Source organism: Streptomyces sp. MB09-02B, assembly GCF_033794485.1.
Lineage (GTDB): Bacteria > Actinomycetota > Actinomycetes > Streptomycetales > Streptomycetaceae > Streptomyces.
Map to the genome: position 1 here is coordinate 1 of NZ_JARGEE010000012.1, position 17,384 is coordinate 17,384.

Sequence of the window (17,384 nt, forward strand, 5' to 3'; positions counted from 1 at the left end):
AACCGGGGCGGGGTACCGATGGGGCTCGGGTGCCCCGGTGTTACGGACGAAGGTCCGACACGTATCCAGCCGATGTCAACACTTCAAGGGATGAAAGTCCGGCTCACTTCGAGAATCTGTCAGCATGTACGCCAATCATCCCTTTTGTCTTACGCCAGACATGCCATGTCTTCTGCGGCGTGACACGTCGAGATCAGGCCTCACGGCGACGGAGACGCGCTACCCACCTCACACATTGATGGGATGGATCTACCGCTCCCGGATGCCGCGCAGCAAAACATCAACCTGCCTTGACCTGGCACTTCACAAGAAAATCCCCCAGGGCACTAGACACGCCCCCCAACCATCCTTTACAAACATCCCATCTCTTGAGGCGGGCATCAGCCGCCGCACGGCGAAACGTCGCCCGTCACCCATCTGCTCAGCGCGAGGAACACCCGATGAGACTCAGAACCATCGCCTGCTCAGCCGTCGCCACCCTCTCCGCACTGGCCCTGCTCACCGCCTGCGGCGGGGACACGCAGACCGCTGCCACTACGAGCGGCAAGCCGCTGGTCGGCGTCGACTACCCGCGTTCCGACACCGACTTCTGGAACTCGTACATCAAGTACACGCCGGAGGCCGCCAAGGAGCTGGGCCTCTCCCTCAAGACCACCAACTCGCAGAACGACGTCGCCAAGCTGACCGCCAACGCGCAGACGTTCATCAGCCAGGGCGTCAAGGGCCTGGCGATGGCCCCGCAGGACACCGCCGCCATCGCGCCGACCCTGGCGCAGCTGGAGGCCAAGAAGATCCCGGTCGTCACCGTGGACACCCGTCCCGACAGCGGCAAGGTCTACATGGTCGTACGGGCCGACAACCGCGCGTACGGCGAGAAGGCGTGTCAGTACCTCGGTACCAAGCTCGGCGGCAAGGGCAAGGTCGTCATGCTCCAGGGCGGCCTGGACTCCATCAACGGCCGTGACCGCACCGAGGCGTTCAACGAGTGCATGAAGAAGAGCTACCCGGACATCACCGTGTTCGGTGAGGCCACCAACTGGGACGGCGCGGTCGCCGCGCAGAAGCTCCAGACGCGTCTGACCCAGCACCCGGACATCAAGGGCGTCTACATGCAGTCCAGCTTCGCCCTGTCCGGCACCCTCCAGGTCCTCAAGCAGAAGGGCCTGTTGGTCGACCCGAAGAACAAGAAGCACGTCTTCGTCGTCTCCAACGACGGAATCCCCGAGGAGCTCAGGTCCATAGCCGAGGGGAAGATCGACGCCACCGTCTCCCAGCCGGCCGACCAGTACGCCAAGTACGCCCTGTACTACCTCAAGGCCGCGATCGACGGGAAGACGTTCGTGCCCGGCAAGACCGACCACGACAGCACCATCATCAAGGTCCGCGACGGACTGCTGGAGGACCAGCTCTCCGCCCCGCTCGTCACCGCCGACGGCGGCACCTACGGCGGCGTGCCCAGCGTGAAGAGCGACAGCACCTCCCTGTGGGGCAACAACCTCGGCTGATTTCTCGCCAGGCGGCCCAATATCCCATGGACACAAGGTGGTTGAGATGAGCGACGGGGAGCGAGCAGTCACCCCCGCGTCCGTCCCGGCGGACGACGGACGGGCCCCGGCGGGCCCGCCCGTCGTCGAGGCGACGGGCATAGTCAAACGATTCGGTCCGACGGTGGCCCTGAACGGCGCCCGGATCACCATCCGGCCCGGCGAGACCCACGCACTCGTCGGCCGCAACGGCGCCGGCAAGTCGACCCTGGTCTCCGTGCTGACCGGGCTCCAGGCCCCCGACGAGGGGACGGTGACCTTCGCCGGCGAGCCGGCTCCCCGGCTCAGCGACCGCGACGCCTGGCGGCGGCGCGTGGCCTGCGTCTACCAGAAGTCGACGATCATCCCCACGCTGACCGTCGCGGAGAACCTGTTCCTGAACCGGCACGACCACGGACGCAACCGGCTGATCAGCTGGCAGGGCGTCCGCGGCCGGGCGAAGGAACTGCTGTCGGCGTGGTCGGTGGACGTCGATCCCCAGACCCCGGCCGGCGATCTCAGTGTGGAACAGCGGCAGTTCGTCGAGATCGCCCGCGCTCTGTCCTTCGGCGCCCGGTTCATCATCCTCGACGAGCCGACCGCCCAGCTCGACGGCGCGGCGATCAACCGGCTCTTCGACCGGATCCGCGACCTGCAACGCCAGGGCGTCACCTTCCTGTTCATCAGTCACCACCTCCAGGAGGTGTACGAGATCTGCGACATGGTGACGGTGTTCCGGGACGCCCGGCACATCGTGACCGCCCCGGTCGCGGAGCTTCCCCGCACCGACCTCGTCGCCGCCATGACCGGTGAGGCGGCGGCCGACCGGCGCCAGGAACGAGTGAGCAGCCGGGACGGCGGCGCGACGGCGGCCCTGAGCGTCAGCGACCTGAACGGCGACACCTACGACGGCGTCACCTTCCAGGTGGGCGCCGGGGAGATCGTCGGGCTCGCGGGGGCGGCCGGCAGCGGCCGTACCGAGGTCGCCGAGACCGTCGTGGGGCTGCGGGCCGCCGACGGTGGCCGGGTCGAGATCGCCGGCACGCCCACGCGGTCGGGGAGCGTCCCCGCCGCGCTCGCCGCGGGCGCCGGGTTCGTACCCCAGGACCGGCACCACCAGGGCTTCGTCCCCGACATGTCGATCGCGGACAACGCCACGCTGTCCGTCCCCCACCGGCTCGGTGACAACGGTTTCCTCAACCGCGGCCGACGGGACGCGCTCGCCAAGAGCATGATCGACAACCTCGCGATCAAGACGCCCGGCCCGGAACTGCCCGTCTCCGCCCTGTCCGGCGGCAACCAGCAGAAGGTCGTCATGGCCCGCGCCCTGGCCGACGACCCCAAACTGCTGGTCCTGATCAACCCGACCGCGGGCGTGGACGTGCGCTCCAAGGAGTTCCTCCTCGGCAAGGTCGAAGAGACCGCGGACACCGGAACCGGAGTGCTCATCGCCTCCGACGAACTCGACGACCTGCGCATGTGCGACCGGATCCTGGTGATGTTCCAGGGCCGTGTCACCTCAGAGATGGCCCGCGGCTGGCACGACCACGACCTCGTCGCCGCGATGGAAGGAGTGGACCTCGATGCCTGAAACCGTCCTCGCGGACGCGCCCGCCCCCAAGACCACCGAGCCGCAGCCCGGGCGGACCGGCCTGTTCGGCGGCCGGATACCGCTGGCCCGGATGCGCGACCTCGCCCTGGTCCCCGCCATCGTCGCCATCGCGATCGTGGGTCAGATCGTCAACCCGGTCTTCCTGCAGGCGGACAACCTCATCAACGTCCTGCAGACCATGTCGGAGATCGCCCTTCTGGTCCTGGCGCAGACGATGGTCCTGATCGTCAAGAAGATGGACCTGTCGCTGGAGTCCACGATGGGCCTGGCACCCGGTGTCGCGGCCTGGCTGGTCGTCCCGACCGGCGCGGGACACGGCCTCGGGCTCCTGCCCGGAGCCTGGTCGATCCCGGTCACCCTCGCCGTGGGCGTGCTCGTCGGCGTGATCAACGCCCTGCTGATCATCCGCTTCGGCCTCAACGGCTTCATCGTCACCCTCGGCATGCTGATCGTGCTGCGAGGCGTTCTGACCGGCATCTCCGGCGGACAGACCTTCTTCCAACTGCCCGAGTCGATGCTCTACCTGGGCACCGCCGAATGGTTCGGGATGCCCGCCTCCATCTGGCTCTGCCTGGCGCTGTTCGCCGTCGCCGTCGTGGTCCTCGGATGGACCAGCTTCGGGCGGTCGTTGTACGCCATCGGCGGCAACGTCGACGCCGCGAAGGCGGCCGGTATCCGCACCGACCGGGTGCTGTGGATCGTCATCGTCGCCGGCAGCCTGCTCGCCGCGCTCGCCGGCCTGCTGCTGTCCGGACGGCTCGCTTCGGTGGCCTCGGCCCAGGGCAACGGCTACATCTTCACCGTCTTCGCCGCCGCCGTCATCGGAGGCATCAGCCTCAACGGCGGCAAGGGCACCATGTTCGGCGCCTTCAGCGGCATCCTGCTGCTCTTCATGATCCAGAACGTGCTCACCCTGGCCGGCGTGCCCGCCCAGTGGATCGGCGCCCTGAACGGCCTGATCATCCTCGTCGCGCTGATGATCTCGCGTATCACGGGCGGCAAGGTCCAGGAGTGACTCCCGGCGGCCGTCGCCGGACCACACCGCCCGCACGGCCGCCGCACTCCCCCTTCACCCATCTCGTCGCAGGGGCCGTTCGTCCCCGCTCGCACAGGAGTTGCCATGTCCTCCCCTGAGTCCGCCTCCGCCCGTATCACCGCCCTGGACGTCCTCGACGTACGCTTCCCCACGTCCGAGCACCTCGACGGCTCGGACGCGATGAACCCCGAACCCGACTACTCGGCGGCCTATGTCGTCCTGCGCACCGACGCCGGTGACGGGCTGGAGGGCCACGCCCTGGCCTTCACCACCGGCCGGGGCAACGATGTCCAGGCCGCCGCCATCGCGGCCCTCGCCCCCCATGTGGTGGGCCTGTCCGTCGACGAGGTCTGCGGTGACCTCGGCGCGTTCTCCCGCTCGCTGGTCCACGACCCCCAACTGCGCTGGCTGGGACCGGAGAAGGGCGCCATCCACATGGCGACCGGCGCGGTCGTCAACGCCGCCTGGGACCTCGCCGCGAAGCGGGCGGGCGAGCCCGTCTGGCGCTTCCTGGCCGGGATGTCACCCGAGGAGCTCGTCGCCCAGGTCGACTTCCGCTGGCTCAGCGACGCCCTCACCCCCGAGGAGGCACTGGAGATCCTCCGGCGTGCCGAACCGGGCCGCCAGGAGCGCATCGCCGACCTGCTGGAGCGTGGCTACCCCGCCTACACCACCACCCCCGGCTGGCTCGGCTACTCCGACGAGAAGCTGGCCCGCCTCGCCCGCGAGGCCGTCGCCGACGGCTTCACCCAGATCAAGCTGAAGGTCGGCGCTGACCTCGACGACGACGTACGGCGGATGCGCACCGCCCGCGAGACGGTAGGCGAGTCCATCCGCATCGCGGTCGACGCCAACCAGAGATGGGACGTCCAGCCCGCGATCGACTGGATGCGGGCGCTGGCGCCCTACGACCCGTACTGGATCGAGGAGCCCACCTCCCCCGACGACATCCTCGGCCACGCCGCCGTCCGCGATGCCGTCACCCCCATCAAGGTCGCCACCGGGGAACACGTGGCCAACCGCGTCGTCTTCAAGCAGCTGCTCCAGGCCGGCGCCGTCGACATCGTGCAGATCGACTCCGCCCGGGTCGGCGGCGTCAACGAGAACCTCGCGATCCTGCTGCTCGCCGCCAAGTTCGGCATCCCGGTCTGCCCGCACGCCGGCGGGGTCGGCCTGTGCGAGATGGTGCAGCACCTGTCGATGTTCGACTACGTCGCCGTCTCCGGCACCACCGAGGACCGGGTCATCGAGTACGTCGACCACCTGCACGAACACTTCGTCGACCCCGTCCGCATCGCCGGCGGCCACTACCTCGCGCCGACCCTGCCGGGCCTGAGCGCCCAGATGCACCCCGACTCCCTCAAGGAGTACACCTACCCCGACGGCCCCGTCTGGGCGGCCCGTGTCTGACGCCTCGCACCCCGGCCTCGTCGACGCCCACCACCACGTGTGGAACCTGGACGACCGGCCGCAGCCGTGGCTGGACGGGCCCGGCCATGAACCCATCCGCCGCTCGTTCGGCACCGACGACCTGCGCTCGGCCGCGACCCGGCCGATCGCAGGGCGGCAGCTGACGAGCTCCGTGGTCGTCCAGTGCGTGGCGTCCCTGCCCGAGACACGCGACCTGCTCGCCCTCGCCGACAAGGACCCGCTGGTCGGCGCGGTCGTCGGCTGGGTCGACCTGACCAGCCCCGCGGTCGGCGACGTCCTCGACGAACTGGGGGCCGGCCGGAAAGGCTCGTACCTGCGCGCCGTACGGCACGTCGTCCAGGGCGAACAGGACCCGGAGTGGCTGCGACGACCGTCCGTCGAGCGGGCGCTGCGGACGGTCGGTGAGCGCGGGCTCGGCTACGACGTGCTGATCCGCAGCCACCAGTTCGACCAGGCGGTCCGCCTGGCGGAGCGCCTCCCGGAACTGCCCCTGGTCCTCGACCACGCGGGCAAACCCCCGATCGTCGGCGGTGAGCTGGCCGACTGGGAGCGGGACGTACGCCGGCTCGCCGGACACCCACAGGTGCGCTGCAAGGTGTCGGGCCTGGTCACCGAGGCCGACCACGAGAAGTGGACCCTCGACGACATCCGCCCGGTGTGGGACGTGCTGTGGGACGTCTTCGGGCCCGACCGGCTGATGTTCGGCTCCGACTGGCCGGTCTGCGTCCTCGCCGGCGGATGGAACCGCTGGGCCGCCACCGTCGAGGAACTCCTCACCGGCTGCTCGGAGAGCGAGAACGAAGCGGTCCTCGCCGGAACCGCGCGCGACTTCTACCGCCTCACCCCCGTCGAAAGGACACCAGCGTGCTCCTGACCGAACTCCTGCACCCCGAGATCCTCCGGTCCCTGGCCGGAGCCGGCCACGGCGCACGCGTGCTGCTCGCCGACGGCCACTACCCCGCGAGCACCGCCGTCGGCGAGCGCGCCCGGACCGTCCACCTCAACCTGGCCCCCGGTCTGCTCGACGTCACCACCGTGCTCCAGGTCCTGCTGCGCGCCGTGCCCGTCGAGTCGGCCCAGGTGATGGTGCCGCCGGAGGACGAACCGGAACCGCCGGCCATCGCCGAGTACCGCTCCCTTCTCGCACCCGCCCCGGTGCAGTCGCTCGGCCGCTTCGAGTTCTACGACGCCGCCCGCTCCCCCGACCTGGCGCTGGCGATCGTCACCGCCGACACCCGCACCTACGCCAACCTGCTGCTGACCATCGGCGTCCGCGCTGAAGGGACCCTGAGAACACGATGACACTCGCCGTCCGCTACACCGCGGCCCGCACCCTGGACACCGCCCCCGCACTCGACGCGCCTCCGGGCCCCGGTGAGGTCGAGCTGGCCCCCGCCTACGTCGGCATCTGCGGCACCGACCTGCACATCTTCCACGGCGACATGGACGCCCGGGTGCGTACGCCCGCCGTCCTCGGACACGAGATGTCCGGCCACGTCGTACGCGTCGGCCCGGACGTGGCGGACTGGCGCCCCGGTGACCCGGTCACGGTGATGCCGCTGCGCTGGGACGACACCTGCCCCGCCTGCCGGTCGGGGCACCGGCACGTCTGCCAGCACCTGGACTTCATCGGCATCGACTCCCCCGGCGCGATGCAACAGCGCTGGACCGTGCCGGCCTCCACACTCGTCCGGCTGCCCGACACCCTCCCCCTCGACCGGGCCGCACTCGTCGAGCCGACGGCGGTCGCCGTGCACGACGTGGGCCGGGCGGAGGTCACCGCGGGCGAGAAGGTCGTGGTGGTCGGCGGCGGACCCGTCGGCGTCCTGATCGCGCTGGTCGCCCGGGCGGCGGGCGCCGAGGTCCGGGTCGTGGAGCTGAGCGCCCACCGACGCGGACTCGCCGAGGAGTTGGGCCTGACGGCCTGGAACCCGGCCGAGGAGGACATCCCGACCCTCGTCCGGACCTGGACCGGGGACGCGGGCGCGGACGTCGCGTTCGAGGTCTCCGGCGCGGCAGGCGGCGTGGACACCGCAGTCGAAGTCCTGGGTGTGCGCGGCCGGTTGTGCCTCGTCGCCATCCACCCGCGGCCCCGCGAGATCAATCTGCACCGCTTCTTCTGGCGTGAACTCACCCTCGTCGGCGCCCGGTTGTACGACCGCTCGGACTTCGAGCGGGCGGTCGCCCTGGTCGCCGACGGCACGATCCCGGCCGAGCGGCTGATCAGCAAGGTCGTACCGCTCACCCAGGCACCCGCCGCCTTCGATGCCCTGGAGGGCGGCGGAGACGTGATGAAGATCCTCGTGGACTGCACCGAGAGCACCGACAACGCCCAGGGGGCCACCGTATGAACGCCTTCGACCTCACCGGGAGGCTCGCTGTCGTCACCGGCGCCCGGCGCGGCATCGGCCGGGCCATGGCCCGCGCCCTCGCCGCGGCCGGCGCGGACGTCATCGGGGTGAGCGCCTCGCTGGAGGAATCCGGCAGCGACGTCGAGAAGGACGTCGTGGCCGCGGGCCGCACCTTCGAGGCGATCCGCACCGACTTCGCCGACCCCGACGCCGTACGAGCCCTCGGCGCGGACCTCGCCGGACGTGAGCGGCCCGTGGACATCCTGGTCAACAACGCGGGCACCATCCGCCGCGCCCCGGCCGCCGAACACGCGGACACGGACTGGGAGTTGGTGCTCCAGGTCAACCTCACGGCCCAGTTCGCACTGACGAGGGCCGTGGGCGCCGCCATGGTGGCCCGGGGCCGGGGGAACATCATCTTCACGGCGTCCCTGCTCAGTTTCCAGGGCGGTATCACCGTGCCCGGCTACACCGCCGCCAAGCACGGCATCGCCGGCCTGACCAAGGCCCTGGCCAACGAGTGGGCCCCGCACGGCGTCAACGTCAACGCCCTGGCGCCCGGCTACATCGCCACCGACAACACCCAGGCGTTGCGGGACGACCCGGCGCGCAGCCGGGCCATCCTGGACCGCATCCCGGCCGGACGCTGGGGCACGTCCGACGACCTGGCGGGCGCCACCGTGTTCCTCGCCTCGGACGCGGCCGCCTACGTCCACGGCACCGTGCTGCCCGTCGACGGCGGATGGCTCGGCCGATGACCGCCGATCTGGCCTCCGTGCTCGGCGGCGCCCGTGTCCTGCCGGTGCTGACCGTGCCGTCGGCCTCGATGGCCGCCCCGCTCGCCGATGCCCTGGCGGCGGGCGGGGCGCGGTGCGCCGAGGTCACCTTCCGCACCCCGGATGCCGAGCAGGTCGTGAAGGCGATGGCGGCGCACGGTGAACTGACCGTCGGAGCGGGCACCGTCCTCACCGCCGAGCAGGCGGAGCGGGCTGTCCAGGCCGGGGCCCGCTTCGTGGTGTCGCCCGGCTTCGACGCCGAAGTCGTCGGTAAATGCCGCGAGTTGGGTGTTCCGGTCGTGCCGGGCATCGCCACCGCCACCGAGCTGATGCGCGCACTGCGGGCCGGCCTCGACACCGTCAAGCTCTTCCCCGCGGAGCCGCTCGGAGGCGTGTCGATGCTCCGCGCTCTGGCGGCACCCTTCCCGCAGGCGCGGTTCGTGCCGACCGGCGGCATCCGCCCGGCCGACGTGCCCGGCTACCTCTCCCACGCCGCGGTCGTCGCCGTCGGCGGCACCTGGATGGCCACCGCCGAACACCTGGAGCGCGGCGACTACCCGGAGGTCCGGCGGTTGACGGCCGAAGCCGTGGCCAGGAGTGCGACATGAGCGGGCCCGCGCCGGAGGTGGTGGCCCTGGGCGAGGTGATGCTCCGCTTCGACCCGGGCGAGGGCCGGATCCGCACCGCCCGGACGTTCCAGGTGTGGGAGGGCGGCGGCGAGTACAACGTCGTCCGCGGTCTGCGCCGCTGTTTCGGCCGGCGCACGGCCGTGGTGACGGCTCTGGTGGACAACGCGGTCGGACGTCTCACCGAGGACCTGGTCCTGCAGGGTGGAGTCGACACCTCGCTGATCCGCTGGGTGCCGGACGACGGAGTCGGCCGCACCGCCCGCAACGGGCTGAACTTCGTCGAGCGGGGGTTCGGCATCCGGGGTGCGGTGGGCGTGAGCGACCGCGCGCACACCGCGGTCTCCCAGCTGCGGCCCGGCGCCGTCGACTGGGACGCGGTCTTCACCACGGGTGTGCGCTGGTTCCACACCGGCGGTGTCTTCGCCGGCCTCTCGGACACCACGGTGGAGGTGGCGGAGGAGGCGATGGCCGCTGCCCGGCGGCACGGCGTCACCGTCTCGTACGACCCCAACTACCGCCCCAGCCTCTGGGCCGGCCGGGGCGGCCCGGACCGGGCCCGCGAGGTCGACCTGCGGCTCGCCCCGTGTGCCGACGTCGTGGTGGGGGCTCTGGGTCTGGCCGGGAAGCACCCCGGTGCGATGCGGATCGACGCCGACGAGGTCCCGGACGCGCTGTCCGAGGTGGCGGGCCGGATACCCGCGGTGAGGGTGCTGGCGACGACCCTGCGGAACGTGCCGTCGGCCGGCGTCAACGACTGGTCAGCGGCGGCCTGGTCACGGGAGAGCGGCTTCGTCACCGGTCCGCGCATGCCGGGACTGCACGTCCTGGACCGTATCGGCTCCGGCGACGCGTTCGCCGCCGGGCTGATCCACGGCCTGTTGGCCGGTGCCGATCTGGAGCGTGCCCTCGCGTACGGCACCGCCCACGGCGCGCTCGCCATGACCACCCCCGGCGACGTGTCCATGGCCTCCCTCGCCGAGGTCGAGGCTCTGCTGGCCGGCGGCTCCGCCCACGTCAGACGCTGATCACGCGCCGACCGACACCCCGAGGAGAACGTCTTGCAACGCCGGAAGATCCACCACACACCCGTCGAACTCACCGAACTCGGATTCGGTGCCTCGGTCATCGGCAACCTCTACCGGGTCACCCCCGCCTCCGACGCGGCCGCCGCCGTCGACACGGCCTGGGAGGCGGGCATCCGGTACTTCGACACAGCGCCCCACTACGGCCTCGGCCTCTCCGAGCAGCGTCTGGGCGCGGCTCTGCGGCACCGTCCGCGTGACGCGTACGTCGTCTCCTCCAAGGTGGGCCGCCTGCTGGTCCCCAACGAGCGACCACGGGGCGTCGACAGCGAGGGTTTCGTCGTGCGGGACGACCTGCGCCGGCGCTGGGACTTCAGCCGCGACGGGGTGCTCCGCTCCGTCGCGGACACGCTGGAGCGCACCGGTCTCGACCGGCTGGACGTCGTCTACCTGCACGACCCCGACGACCACTGGCGGCAGGCCGCCGACGAGGCCATGCCCGCGCTCGCGGACCTTCGCGACCAGGGGGTCGTCGGGGCCATCGGCGCCGGCATGAACCAGTCGGCCATGCTCGCCCGCTTCCTGCGCGAGACCGCCGCCGACGTGGTCATGCTGGCCGGTCGCTACAGCCTGCTCGACCAGTCGGCGCTGGACGACGTGCTGCCCGCCGCGCTGGAACACGGCAAGAGCGTGGTCGCGGTGGGTGTGTTCAACTCCGGACTGCTCTCCCGCGACCGGCCCGCCGAGGGGATGAAGTACGACTACCAGGACGCCCCGCCGGAACTCGTCGCCCGGGCCCTGGCGATCGCGGAGGTCTGCGAGAGCCATGGCGTGAGCCTCCCCGCCGCGGCCATGGCGTTCCCCCTCACGCACCCCAGTGTCGTCAACGTCACTCTCGGTATGCGGAGCCCGGAACAGGTCGCGCGGAACGTGGAACTCCACCGTCGCCGCGTGCCCGATGGCCTCTGGGAGGACCTTCGCACGCGCGGTCTGATCAGGTCGGACGTGTGCGAGGAACGCGCGCGGGAAGGGGGTTCGCGGTGTCTCTGACGGACAAGGCCATCGAGCGGATCCGTGAGCTGATCCGGACCGGCGCCCTTCCTCCGGGTTCGAAGCTGCCACCGGAACCGGAACTGGCGGCGCAGCTGGGGCTGTCCCGCAATCTGGCGCGGGAGGCGGTGAAGGCACTGGCCGTCGCCCGGGTGCTGGAGGTGAGACGGGGTGACGGCACCTACGTCACCAGTCTCCAGCCGAGTCTCCTCCTGGAGAGCCTCGGTGGCGCGGTGGAGCTCCTCCAGGTCGACTCGGGGGCGCTGCTCGACCTGATGGAGGTGCGGCGCCTGCTCGAACCGGCGGCCACCGCGCTGGCCGCCACGCGGATCTCCGACGGACAACTGGCCCAGGTGAAGAAGCACCTCGACGCCATGCGCGATGCCCGCGAGGACGTCGAGGCGCTCAACGCCCACGACGCGGCCTTCCACCACGCCGTGGTCTCGGCCGCGGGCAACGAATCCCTGCTGACCCTGCTGGAGGGCGTATCGGGTCGTACCCTGCGCGCCCGTATCTGGCGTGGTCTGGTCGACGGGCGGGCGGCGGGCAGGACGCTCGAGGAGCACGAGGCGATCTTCGCCGCGCTCTCGGCCCGGGATGCCGCCCTGAGCCAGGCGGCCGCGCTGCTCCACGTCAGCAACACGGAACGGTGGCTGCGCGAGCACGTGGAACGCAAGGGCGCGATGCACTGATCGCAGATGCGCGGAGGCCTTCTCGTCCCCTGTCGGGCCTGGTCGACCGTTCATGACCGATGTGACCGCCGACGGCATCGTCACAACCGCTCCGATCACCGGTCTGGACGCCCCGGCCGGGCCTGACCTAAGGTACGGGACTTAGCAAGCGCTTTCCTGCAGGTTCATGCCAAGCACTCTCGCGCCACCCGTTGCACTTCGGCCTCTTCTCGGGCCGACCACGCGCTCAGCCCGCCGACGGTCCACGCGAGGACTTCCGGTCGGGCCGACACGGAAAGGGAGCGTCTCGTGTCGCACACCGAACCGCCGGTCCAGCCGTCGTGGACGCGCAAGTCGTTCCTGCGGGGCATGGCGGCCGTCGGCGCCGCCCCGCTGCTGCCGACCGTGCTTCCCACGGCCGCGCGTGCCACGACATCGGACAGGCCCGGCTTCACACTCGTGCGCGACGGCGCCGCGGTCGACATCCACGTGGACGCGGCCGACGACGCCTGCGTGATCCGCGCGGCCGGCGATCTGCGGGCGGATGTCGAGCGGGTCGGCGGGGTGCGCCCCGTCCTGCGGCACACACTGCCGGAGCGCGCCGCGCGGCTGGTCCTGGTGGGCACCATCGGCGCGAGCCCCGTCATCGACCGTCTGGTCGCCGAGGGGCGCCTGGACGTCTCCCGGGTGAAGGGGCGGTGGGAGGCCTCGGTGACCCAGGTGGTGAACCGCCCGGTGCCCGGGGTGGACCGTGCCCTCGTCATCGCGGGCAGCGACCGGCGCGGCACCGTCTACGGCATCTACGACACCTCGGAGCGGATCGGGGTCTCGCCGTGGTACTGGTGGGCCGACGTGCCGGTCGCCCACCGCGACACCGTGACCGTGCCGGCGGCCACGTCCAAGCGCCTGGAGCCGTCCGTCCGCTACCGGGGTGTCTTCGTCAACGACGAGCAGAACCTGACCACTTGGTCCCGCCGCACCCAGGAGCCGGACAAGAACATCGGCCCCGAGACGTACGCACGCATCTTCGAGTTGCTGCTGCGCCTGAAGGCCAACTACCTGTGGCCGGCCATGCACCCGTACTCCGACTTCTTCAACAAGCACCGGGAGAACCCCGAACTGGCGGAGCGCTACGGCATCGTCGTCGGCTCCAGCCACCCGGAGGCGCTGCTGCGCAACGGGGTCCACGAGTGGGCACCCTGGGCGGAGGAGAACCGTGGCGCGGACGGAGCACTGCCGCTCTACGACTACACGGTCAACCCGGGTGTCATCTCCGACTACTGGCGGGCGCGGGCCCGGCAGAACGCGGCGTACGAGAGCAGTTGGACGCTCGGTATGCGCGGGCTGCACGACAGCGCGCTGGAGACCCGGCACGCCACCACCGTCCCGCAGAAGGTCGCGGTGATGAACGACATCATCGCCGACCAGCGCCGGATCCTCGCCGAGGAGGTCGGCACCGCGGCTCAGCCACAGATCTTCATCCCGTACAAGGAGGTCCTGGAGCTCTACAACGCGGGTGTCCAGGTCCCCGACGACGTCACGCTGATCTGGCCGGACGACAACCACGGCAACATGCGGCAGCTGCCCACCGAGGCCGAGCGCCGCCGCCCCGGCGGCAACGGCATCTACTACCACCTCTCCTACTGGGGCCGCCCCAAGAGCTACCTGTGGCTGGACACCACCCAACCGGCCAAGGTCTGGCAGGAGCTGCGGCGGGTGTACGAGCACGGCGCCGACCGCATGTGGATCTTCAACGTCGGCGACATCAAGTCGATCGAGAGCGGGCTGTCCTTCTCGATGGACATGGCCTGGGACGTGGACCGCTGGGGCCCGGACGAGGTCGAGGACTTCGCGGCCGAGTGGGCCGGGCGGCAGTTCGGGCACCGCCACGGACGGGAGATGGCGGCGATCCGCACCGAGTACTACCGGCTGGCGGCCGAACTGCGCCCGGAGTTCGTCGCCCGGGGGCTGCTCTCGGTGGTGCATCACGGAGACGAGGCGGGACGCCGGATGGAGGCGTACGAGCGGCTGTTGGAGCGGATCAGGGCGTTGGGGGCCAAGCTGCCCGAGGCCTACCGGGACGCCTACTACGAACTGGTCGAGTACCCGGTCCACGGCGCCTACCTGATGAATCTCAAGTACTACTGGGCGGACCGCAACGCGCTGGCCGTGCGCCAGGGACGCGGGGCGGGGGCCAACCGCTTCGCGGACCTGGCCGAGGCGGCCCACGCCGAGGAAGCGGCGATCACCAAGCGGTACAACACCGAGGTGGCGGGCGGGAAATGGGACGGGATCGTCAACCCGTACCCGTCGCAGATCCCGAAGGCACCGGGCCGCCCGAGCGTCACCAGGGTGGCCCGCCGGGACACCTCAGGCCTGGGAGTGGTGGGAGAGGGGAACGAGACGGGAGCGGACCGCGCGTTGTCCTTCACCTCCTACACCCGGGACCGGCGTTTCGTGGACGTCTTCAACACCGGCTTCCTGGCGATGGACTGGGCCGCCGAGCCCAGCCACCCCTGGGTGCGGCTGAGCGAGGCGGGCGGCTCCTTCACCGAGCAGACCCGGGTCTGGGTGGAGATCGACTGGGCGCGCGTGCCCGAGGGCACGCACGACGCCACGGTCACCGTGACCGGCGCCGGTCAGCACGTCGAGGTGCCGTTGCGGGTGCGCAACGACGGGGAGCGGGCCCGCCGGCGGGTCCGCGGCTTCGTCGAGGCGCACGGCTATGTGTCGATCGACGCCGTCCACGCCGACCGGCGGGTGGCGCGCGGCGGCTGCCGCTGGCGGACCGTGCGGGGGCTCGGCCGCCGTACGGGCGCGGTGGAGGCCGTGCCGTCGACGGCGGTCCCGGTCACCGCGGACTTCGGCACCCGAGCGGCGGAGTTGCGGTACCGGGTGCGCTTCGCCACCACCGGCACCTTCCCCGTCACCGTCTTCCGTCTGCCCTCCCTCGACGAGCGCGGTCACCGCCGGCTGGCCCTGGCCCTCGACGACCAGCCGGTCACCGTCCTGTCGGGTCAGGCGATCGCCACCGGGAACCGGGGCGACGCGTGGGCCCGCAACGTGGAGGACGGCATCGAGAAGCTGACCGCCACGGTGACCGTCACCGAGCCCGGCGAACACCTGCTGCGGCTGTTCATGGCCGACCCGGCGATCGCCGTGGACCAGATCGTCATCGACACCGGCGGCCTGCCCACCACCTACCTCGCGCCGCCGGAGAGTTACCACTCGGTCTTCAACCCCGATCCGACGCCCGCGGAGACCCTGGAGAGCCTGGACACGCCGGATCACTGACGGCCCCGTCGACGGTCCACGGCATGCTCGTCGCCCCGCCCGTTCGTCGTCACCAGGCAAGGGTGAGTGTGTGCGGGCGGGCCGGGTTACTCCGCCAGTGCTCCCATCGCCCGGTCGAGCAGCACGGCCAGGGGGACGGTGCCCTCACAGGCCACCCACGCCGCCGAGGCCACGTCCAGGCAGCCGAGCGCGGCGGCGACCAGTGCGCCCGGACGCGGGTCCTCGGACCGGCTGGGGTCGGCCCCCAGCCGCCGGGCGATCTCCGGCACCAGCAGTTTCTGCCAGCCGAGTTGCTTCTCGTGGTGACGGGCGCGCAGTGAGGGGGCCTGCTGGAGCATGCGCAGGTAGCTGAGTACGCGCTCGGGCGGCGCCGTCTCGTTGATCCGCGTGAGGGCGTCGAAGGCCCGGCGCAGTGCCTGCCAGGGCTGCTCGTCGTCGGGACGGGCGGCGAGCTCCTCCGCGATCCGGCGGCCGGTCTCCTCCAGGCGCCCCAGGACGATGTCCTCCTTGGTGCCGAAGTACCTGAACAGGCTGGCGCGCGACAGGCCCACCTCGGCGGCGATCTGGTCGACGGTGGTCCGGTCGAACCCCTGCTCGGTGAAGAGCCGGTGCGCCACCTCGACGACTTCCGCCTGAACCGTCGCGCGCATGCGCTCACGCAGGCCGGGTGGCTTGCGGGCGGGCTGAGCGGCGGTACGGGGGGTCTCACTCATACTGGGAGGTTACAACAAAGACTCACATTGATACTGAGTATCAGCACTGGCCGTTCCGCGTAGACCCGCGGGACGAGCTGCGGCGGGGAGCTGCCGAAGAGGGCCCGCAGGGCGGGTTCTCTGCATCCACTCCGCCAGGGCCCCGGTGTCGCGAGCGGTGGCCCCGACCTTGTCGCCGCGCTCCAGGGCGGCCGTCACGAACTGACGGCCGAAACCGCACGAGGAACCGGTTATAGCGAGACCCCATGTCTGCCTGATACTGAGTATCAATATGAGTCATGGACTCTGTGTTGTACGCTGCTCCGCACCAGCGAGGCTCGTACGACAGCGGGAGGACAGAGATGTCTTCACATGTGGCCCCCGATGACCGAGTGACGTCCGGGCTCGACCGGCGTACCGAGTTGAAGGAGTTCCTGCGCTCGCGCAGGGCCCGGCTCAGGCCCGAGGACGTGGGCCTGCCCTCCTACGGCCGACGGCGGGTCCCCGGGCTACGGCGCGAGGAGCTGGCGCAACTGGCGGGGGTGTCGTACGCGTACTACGCGCGCCTGGAGCAGGGATACGGCGAGACCATGTCGGCCGAGGTACTGGACGCCATCGCCCGCGCACTGCGCCTGAACGAGGAGGAGCGGGAGCATCTGGTACGGCTGGCCCAGCCCGAGCGGCAGAGCGAGACGCGGGCCACGCCCCCTCCGCAACGACTGCGGACCAGCGTGCAGCACCTGCTCGACACGCTCGGGGTGCCCGCCTACGTCGTCGACAGGCGCCTGAACATCCTGGGGTGGAACCGCCTCGCCACCGCCGTCTTCGGGGACTGGGGCCTGTTGTCGCCCGAGGAGCGCAATGCGGCCCGGCTGGCCTTCCTCTCGTCCGAGGCACGCAAGAGGTTCGTGGATCCGGACGGCACCGCACTGAGAATCACCAGAGCGTTGCGCATGAACGCCGGCAAAAGCCCACGGGATCCGCACTTCTCCTCACTGATCCAGGAGTTGTCACAGAAGAGCGAGGAGTTCCGGCGGCAGTGGGCGCGGCACGAGGTGAGCTGCGGGACCGTGGGCGAGACCGTGCGCATGCGGCACCCCCTGGTGGGAGAGTTCGACCTCGTCCGCGAACCCATGGCGCTTCCCGGGGGCGCCCCCATGCGTCTGGTCACCTACCACGCCGAGCCCGGCTCCCGCTCGGAGGAAGCCCTGCGGGTGCTGGCCAGTTGGGAGGTCGAGCCGCTGGGCTGACCGCCTGGAAGACCTCCTCCGGGCGGAGCGGTGTCCCGTCGGCCCCG

Annotated in this window: 15 protein-coding genes; 14 read left to right on the top strand and 1 reads right to left on the bottom strand. The window is 71.0% G+C overall.

All coding sequences use genetic code 11. The annotated features are described in order from the left end of the window. The first annotated feature begins 440 nt into the window (after positions 1 to 440). From P1P70_RS03590 to P1P70_RS03650, 13 genes are all read left to right on the top strand, one after another. Complete coding sequence (locus P1P70_RS03590) at positions 441 to 1,505, top strand: sugar ABC transporter substrate-binding protein (protein WP_319234496.1); 1,065 nt, start codon at positions 441 to 443, stop codon at positions 1,503 to 1,505. A 46-nt stretch (positions 1,506 to 1,551) separates the two neighbouring features. After that, positions 1,552 to 3,114, top strand: coding sequence for a sugar ABC transporter ATP-binding protein (locus tag P1P70_RS03595; protein WP_319234498.1), 1,563 nt, complete (start codon positions 1,552 to 1,554; stop codon positions 3,112 to 3,114). Further along, positions 3,107 to 4,150, top strand: coding sequence for an ABC transporter permease (locus tag P1P70_RS03600; protein WP_319234500.1), 1,044 nt, complete (start codon positions 3,107 to 3,109; stop codon positions 4,148 to 4,150). The genes P1P70_RS03595 and P1P70_RS03600 overlap by 8 nt, the downstream gene beginning before the upstream one ends. Before the next feature lie 105 nt (positions 4,151 to 4,255). Then, positions 4,256 to 5,581 (top strand): L-fuconate dehydratase, encoded by a 1,326-nt coding sequence (locus P1P70_RS03605; RefSeq protein WP_319234502.1) that lies wholly within the window; start codon positions 4,256 to 4,258, stop codon positions 5,579 to 5,581. Beyond that, positions 5,574 to 6,476 (top strand): amidohydrolase family protein, encoded by a 903-nt coding sequence (locus tag P1P70_RS03610; protein ID WP_319234504.1) that lies wholly within the window; start codon positions 5,574 to 5,576, stop codon positions 6,474 to 6,476. The genes P1P70_RS03605 and P1P70_RS03610 overlap by 8 nt, the downstream gene beginning before the upstream one ends. Beyond that, complete coding sequence (locus tag P1P70_RS03615) at positions 6,467 to 6,904, top strand: RbsD/FucU domain-containing protein (protein WP_319234506.1); 438 nt, start codon at positions 6,467 to 6,469, stop codon at positions 6,902 to 6,904. The genes P1P70_RS03610 and P1P70_RS03615 overlap by 10 nt, the downstream gene beginning before the upstream one ends. After that, on the top strand, positions 6,901 to 7,953 hold the full coding sequence (locus P1P70_RS03620) for a zinc-dependent alcohol dehydrogenase (protein WP_319234508.1): 1,053 nt from the start codon (positions 6,901 to 6,903) through the stop codon (positions 7,951 to 7,953). Before P1P70_RS03615 ends, P1P70_RS03620 begins: the two co-directional genes overlap by 4 nt. Beyond that, positions 7,950 to 8,711, top strand: coding sequence for an SDR family oxidoreductase (locus tag P1P70_RS03625; protein WP_319234510.1), 762 nt, complete (start codon positions 7,950 to 7,952; stop codon positions 8,709 to 8,711). The genes P1P70_RS03620 and P1P70_RS03625 overlap by 4 nt, the downstream gene beginning before the upstream one ends. Beyond that, complete coding sequence (locus tag P1P70_RS03630; protein WP_319234512.1) at positions 8,708 to 9,337, top strand: bifunctional 4-hydroxy-2-oxoglutarate aldolase/2-dehydro-3-deoxy-phosphogluconate aldolase; 630 nt, start codon at positions 8,708 to 8,710, stop codon at positions 9,335 to 9,337. Before P1P70_RS03625 ends, P1P70_RS03630 begins: the two co-directional genes overlap by 4 nt. Then, entirely contained in the window at positions 9,334 to 10,383 is a 1,050-nt protein-coding gene (locus P1P70_RS03635; RefSeq protein ID WP_319234513.1) for a sugar kinase, read from the top strand. Before P1P70_RS03630 ends, P1P70_RS03635 begins: the two co-directional genes overlap by 4 nt. Positions 10,384 to 10,416: 33 nt before the next feature. After that, the gene (locus tag P1P70_RS03640) at positions 10,417 to 11,430 is read left to right on the top strand and encodes an aldo/keto reductase (protein ID WP_319234514.1); all 1,014 of its coding nucleotides are present in this window, start codon (positions 10,417 to 10,419) and stop codon (positions 11,428 to 11,430) included. After that, positions 11,421 to 12,122 carry a FadR/GntR family transcriptional regulator gene (locus P1P70_RS03645; RefSeq protein WP_319234516.1) on the top strand — a complete coding sequence of 234 codons (702 nt, stop codon included), beginning with the start codon at positions 11,421 to 11,423 and terminating at the stop codon, positions 12,120 to 12,122. Before P1P70_RS03640 ends, P1P70_RS03645 begins: the two co-directional genes overlap by 10 nt. Positions 12,123 to 12,470: 348 nt before the next feature. Continuing rightward, positions 12,471 to 15,395, top strand: a complete 2,925-nt coding sequence (locus P1P70_RS03650; protein WP_319234559.1) for a glycosyl hydrolase 115 family protein — start codon at positions 12,471 to 12,473, stop codon at positions 15,393 to 15,395. Positions 15,396 to 15,481: 86 nt separating this feature from the next. Here P1P70_RS03650 and P1P70_RS03655 read toward each other — a convergent pair whose 3' ends face one another. Then, a complete protein-coding gene (locus P1P70_RS03655) occupies positions 15,482 to 16,108 on the bottom strand; it encodes a TetR family transcriptional regulator (RefSeq protein ID WP_319234518.1) in 627 nt (208 codons plus the stop codon). Between the two features lie 341 nt (positions 16,109 to 16,449). Here P1P70_RS03655 and P1P70_RS03665 point away from each other — a divergent pair, with 341 nt between their 5' ends. Beyond that, the gene (locus tag P1P70_RS03665; RefSeq protein ID WP_319234519.1) at positions 16,450 to 17,337 is read left to right on the top strand and encodes a helix-turn-helix transcriptional regulator; all 888 of its coding nucleotides are present in this window, start codon (positions 16,450 to 16,452) and stop codon (positions 17,335 to 17,337) included. Positions 17,338 to 17,384: the final 47 nt, after the last annotated feature.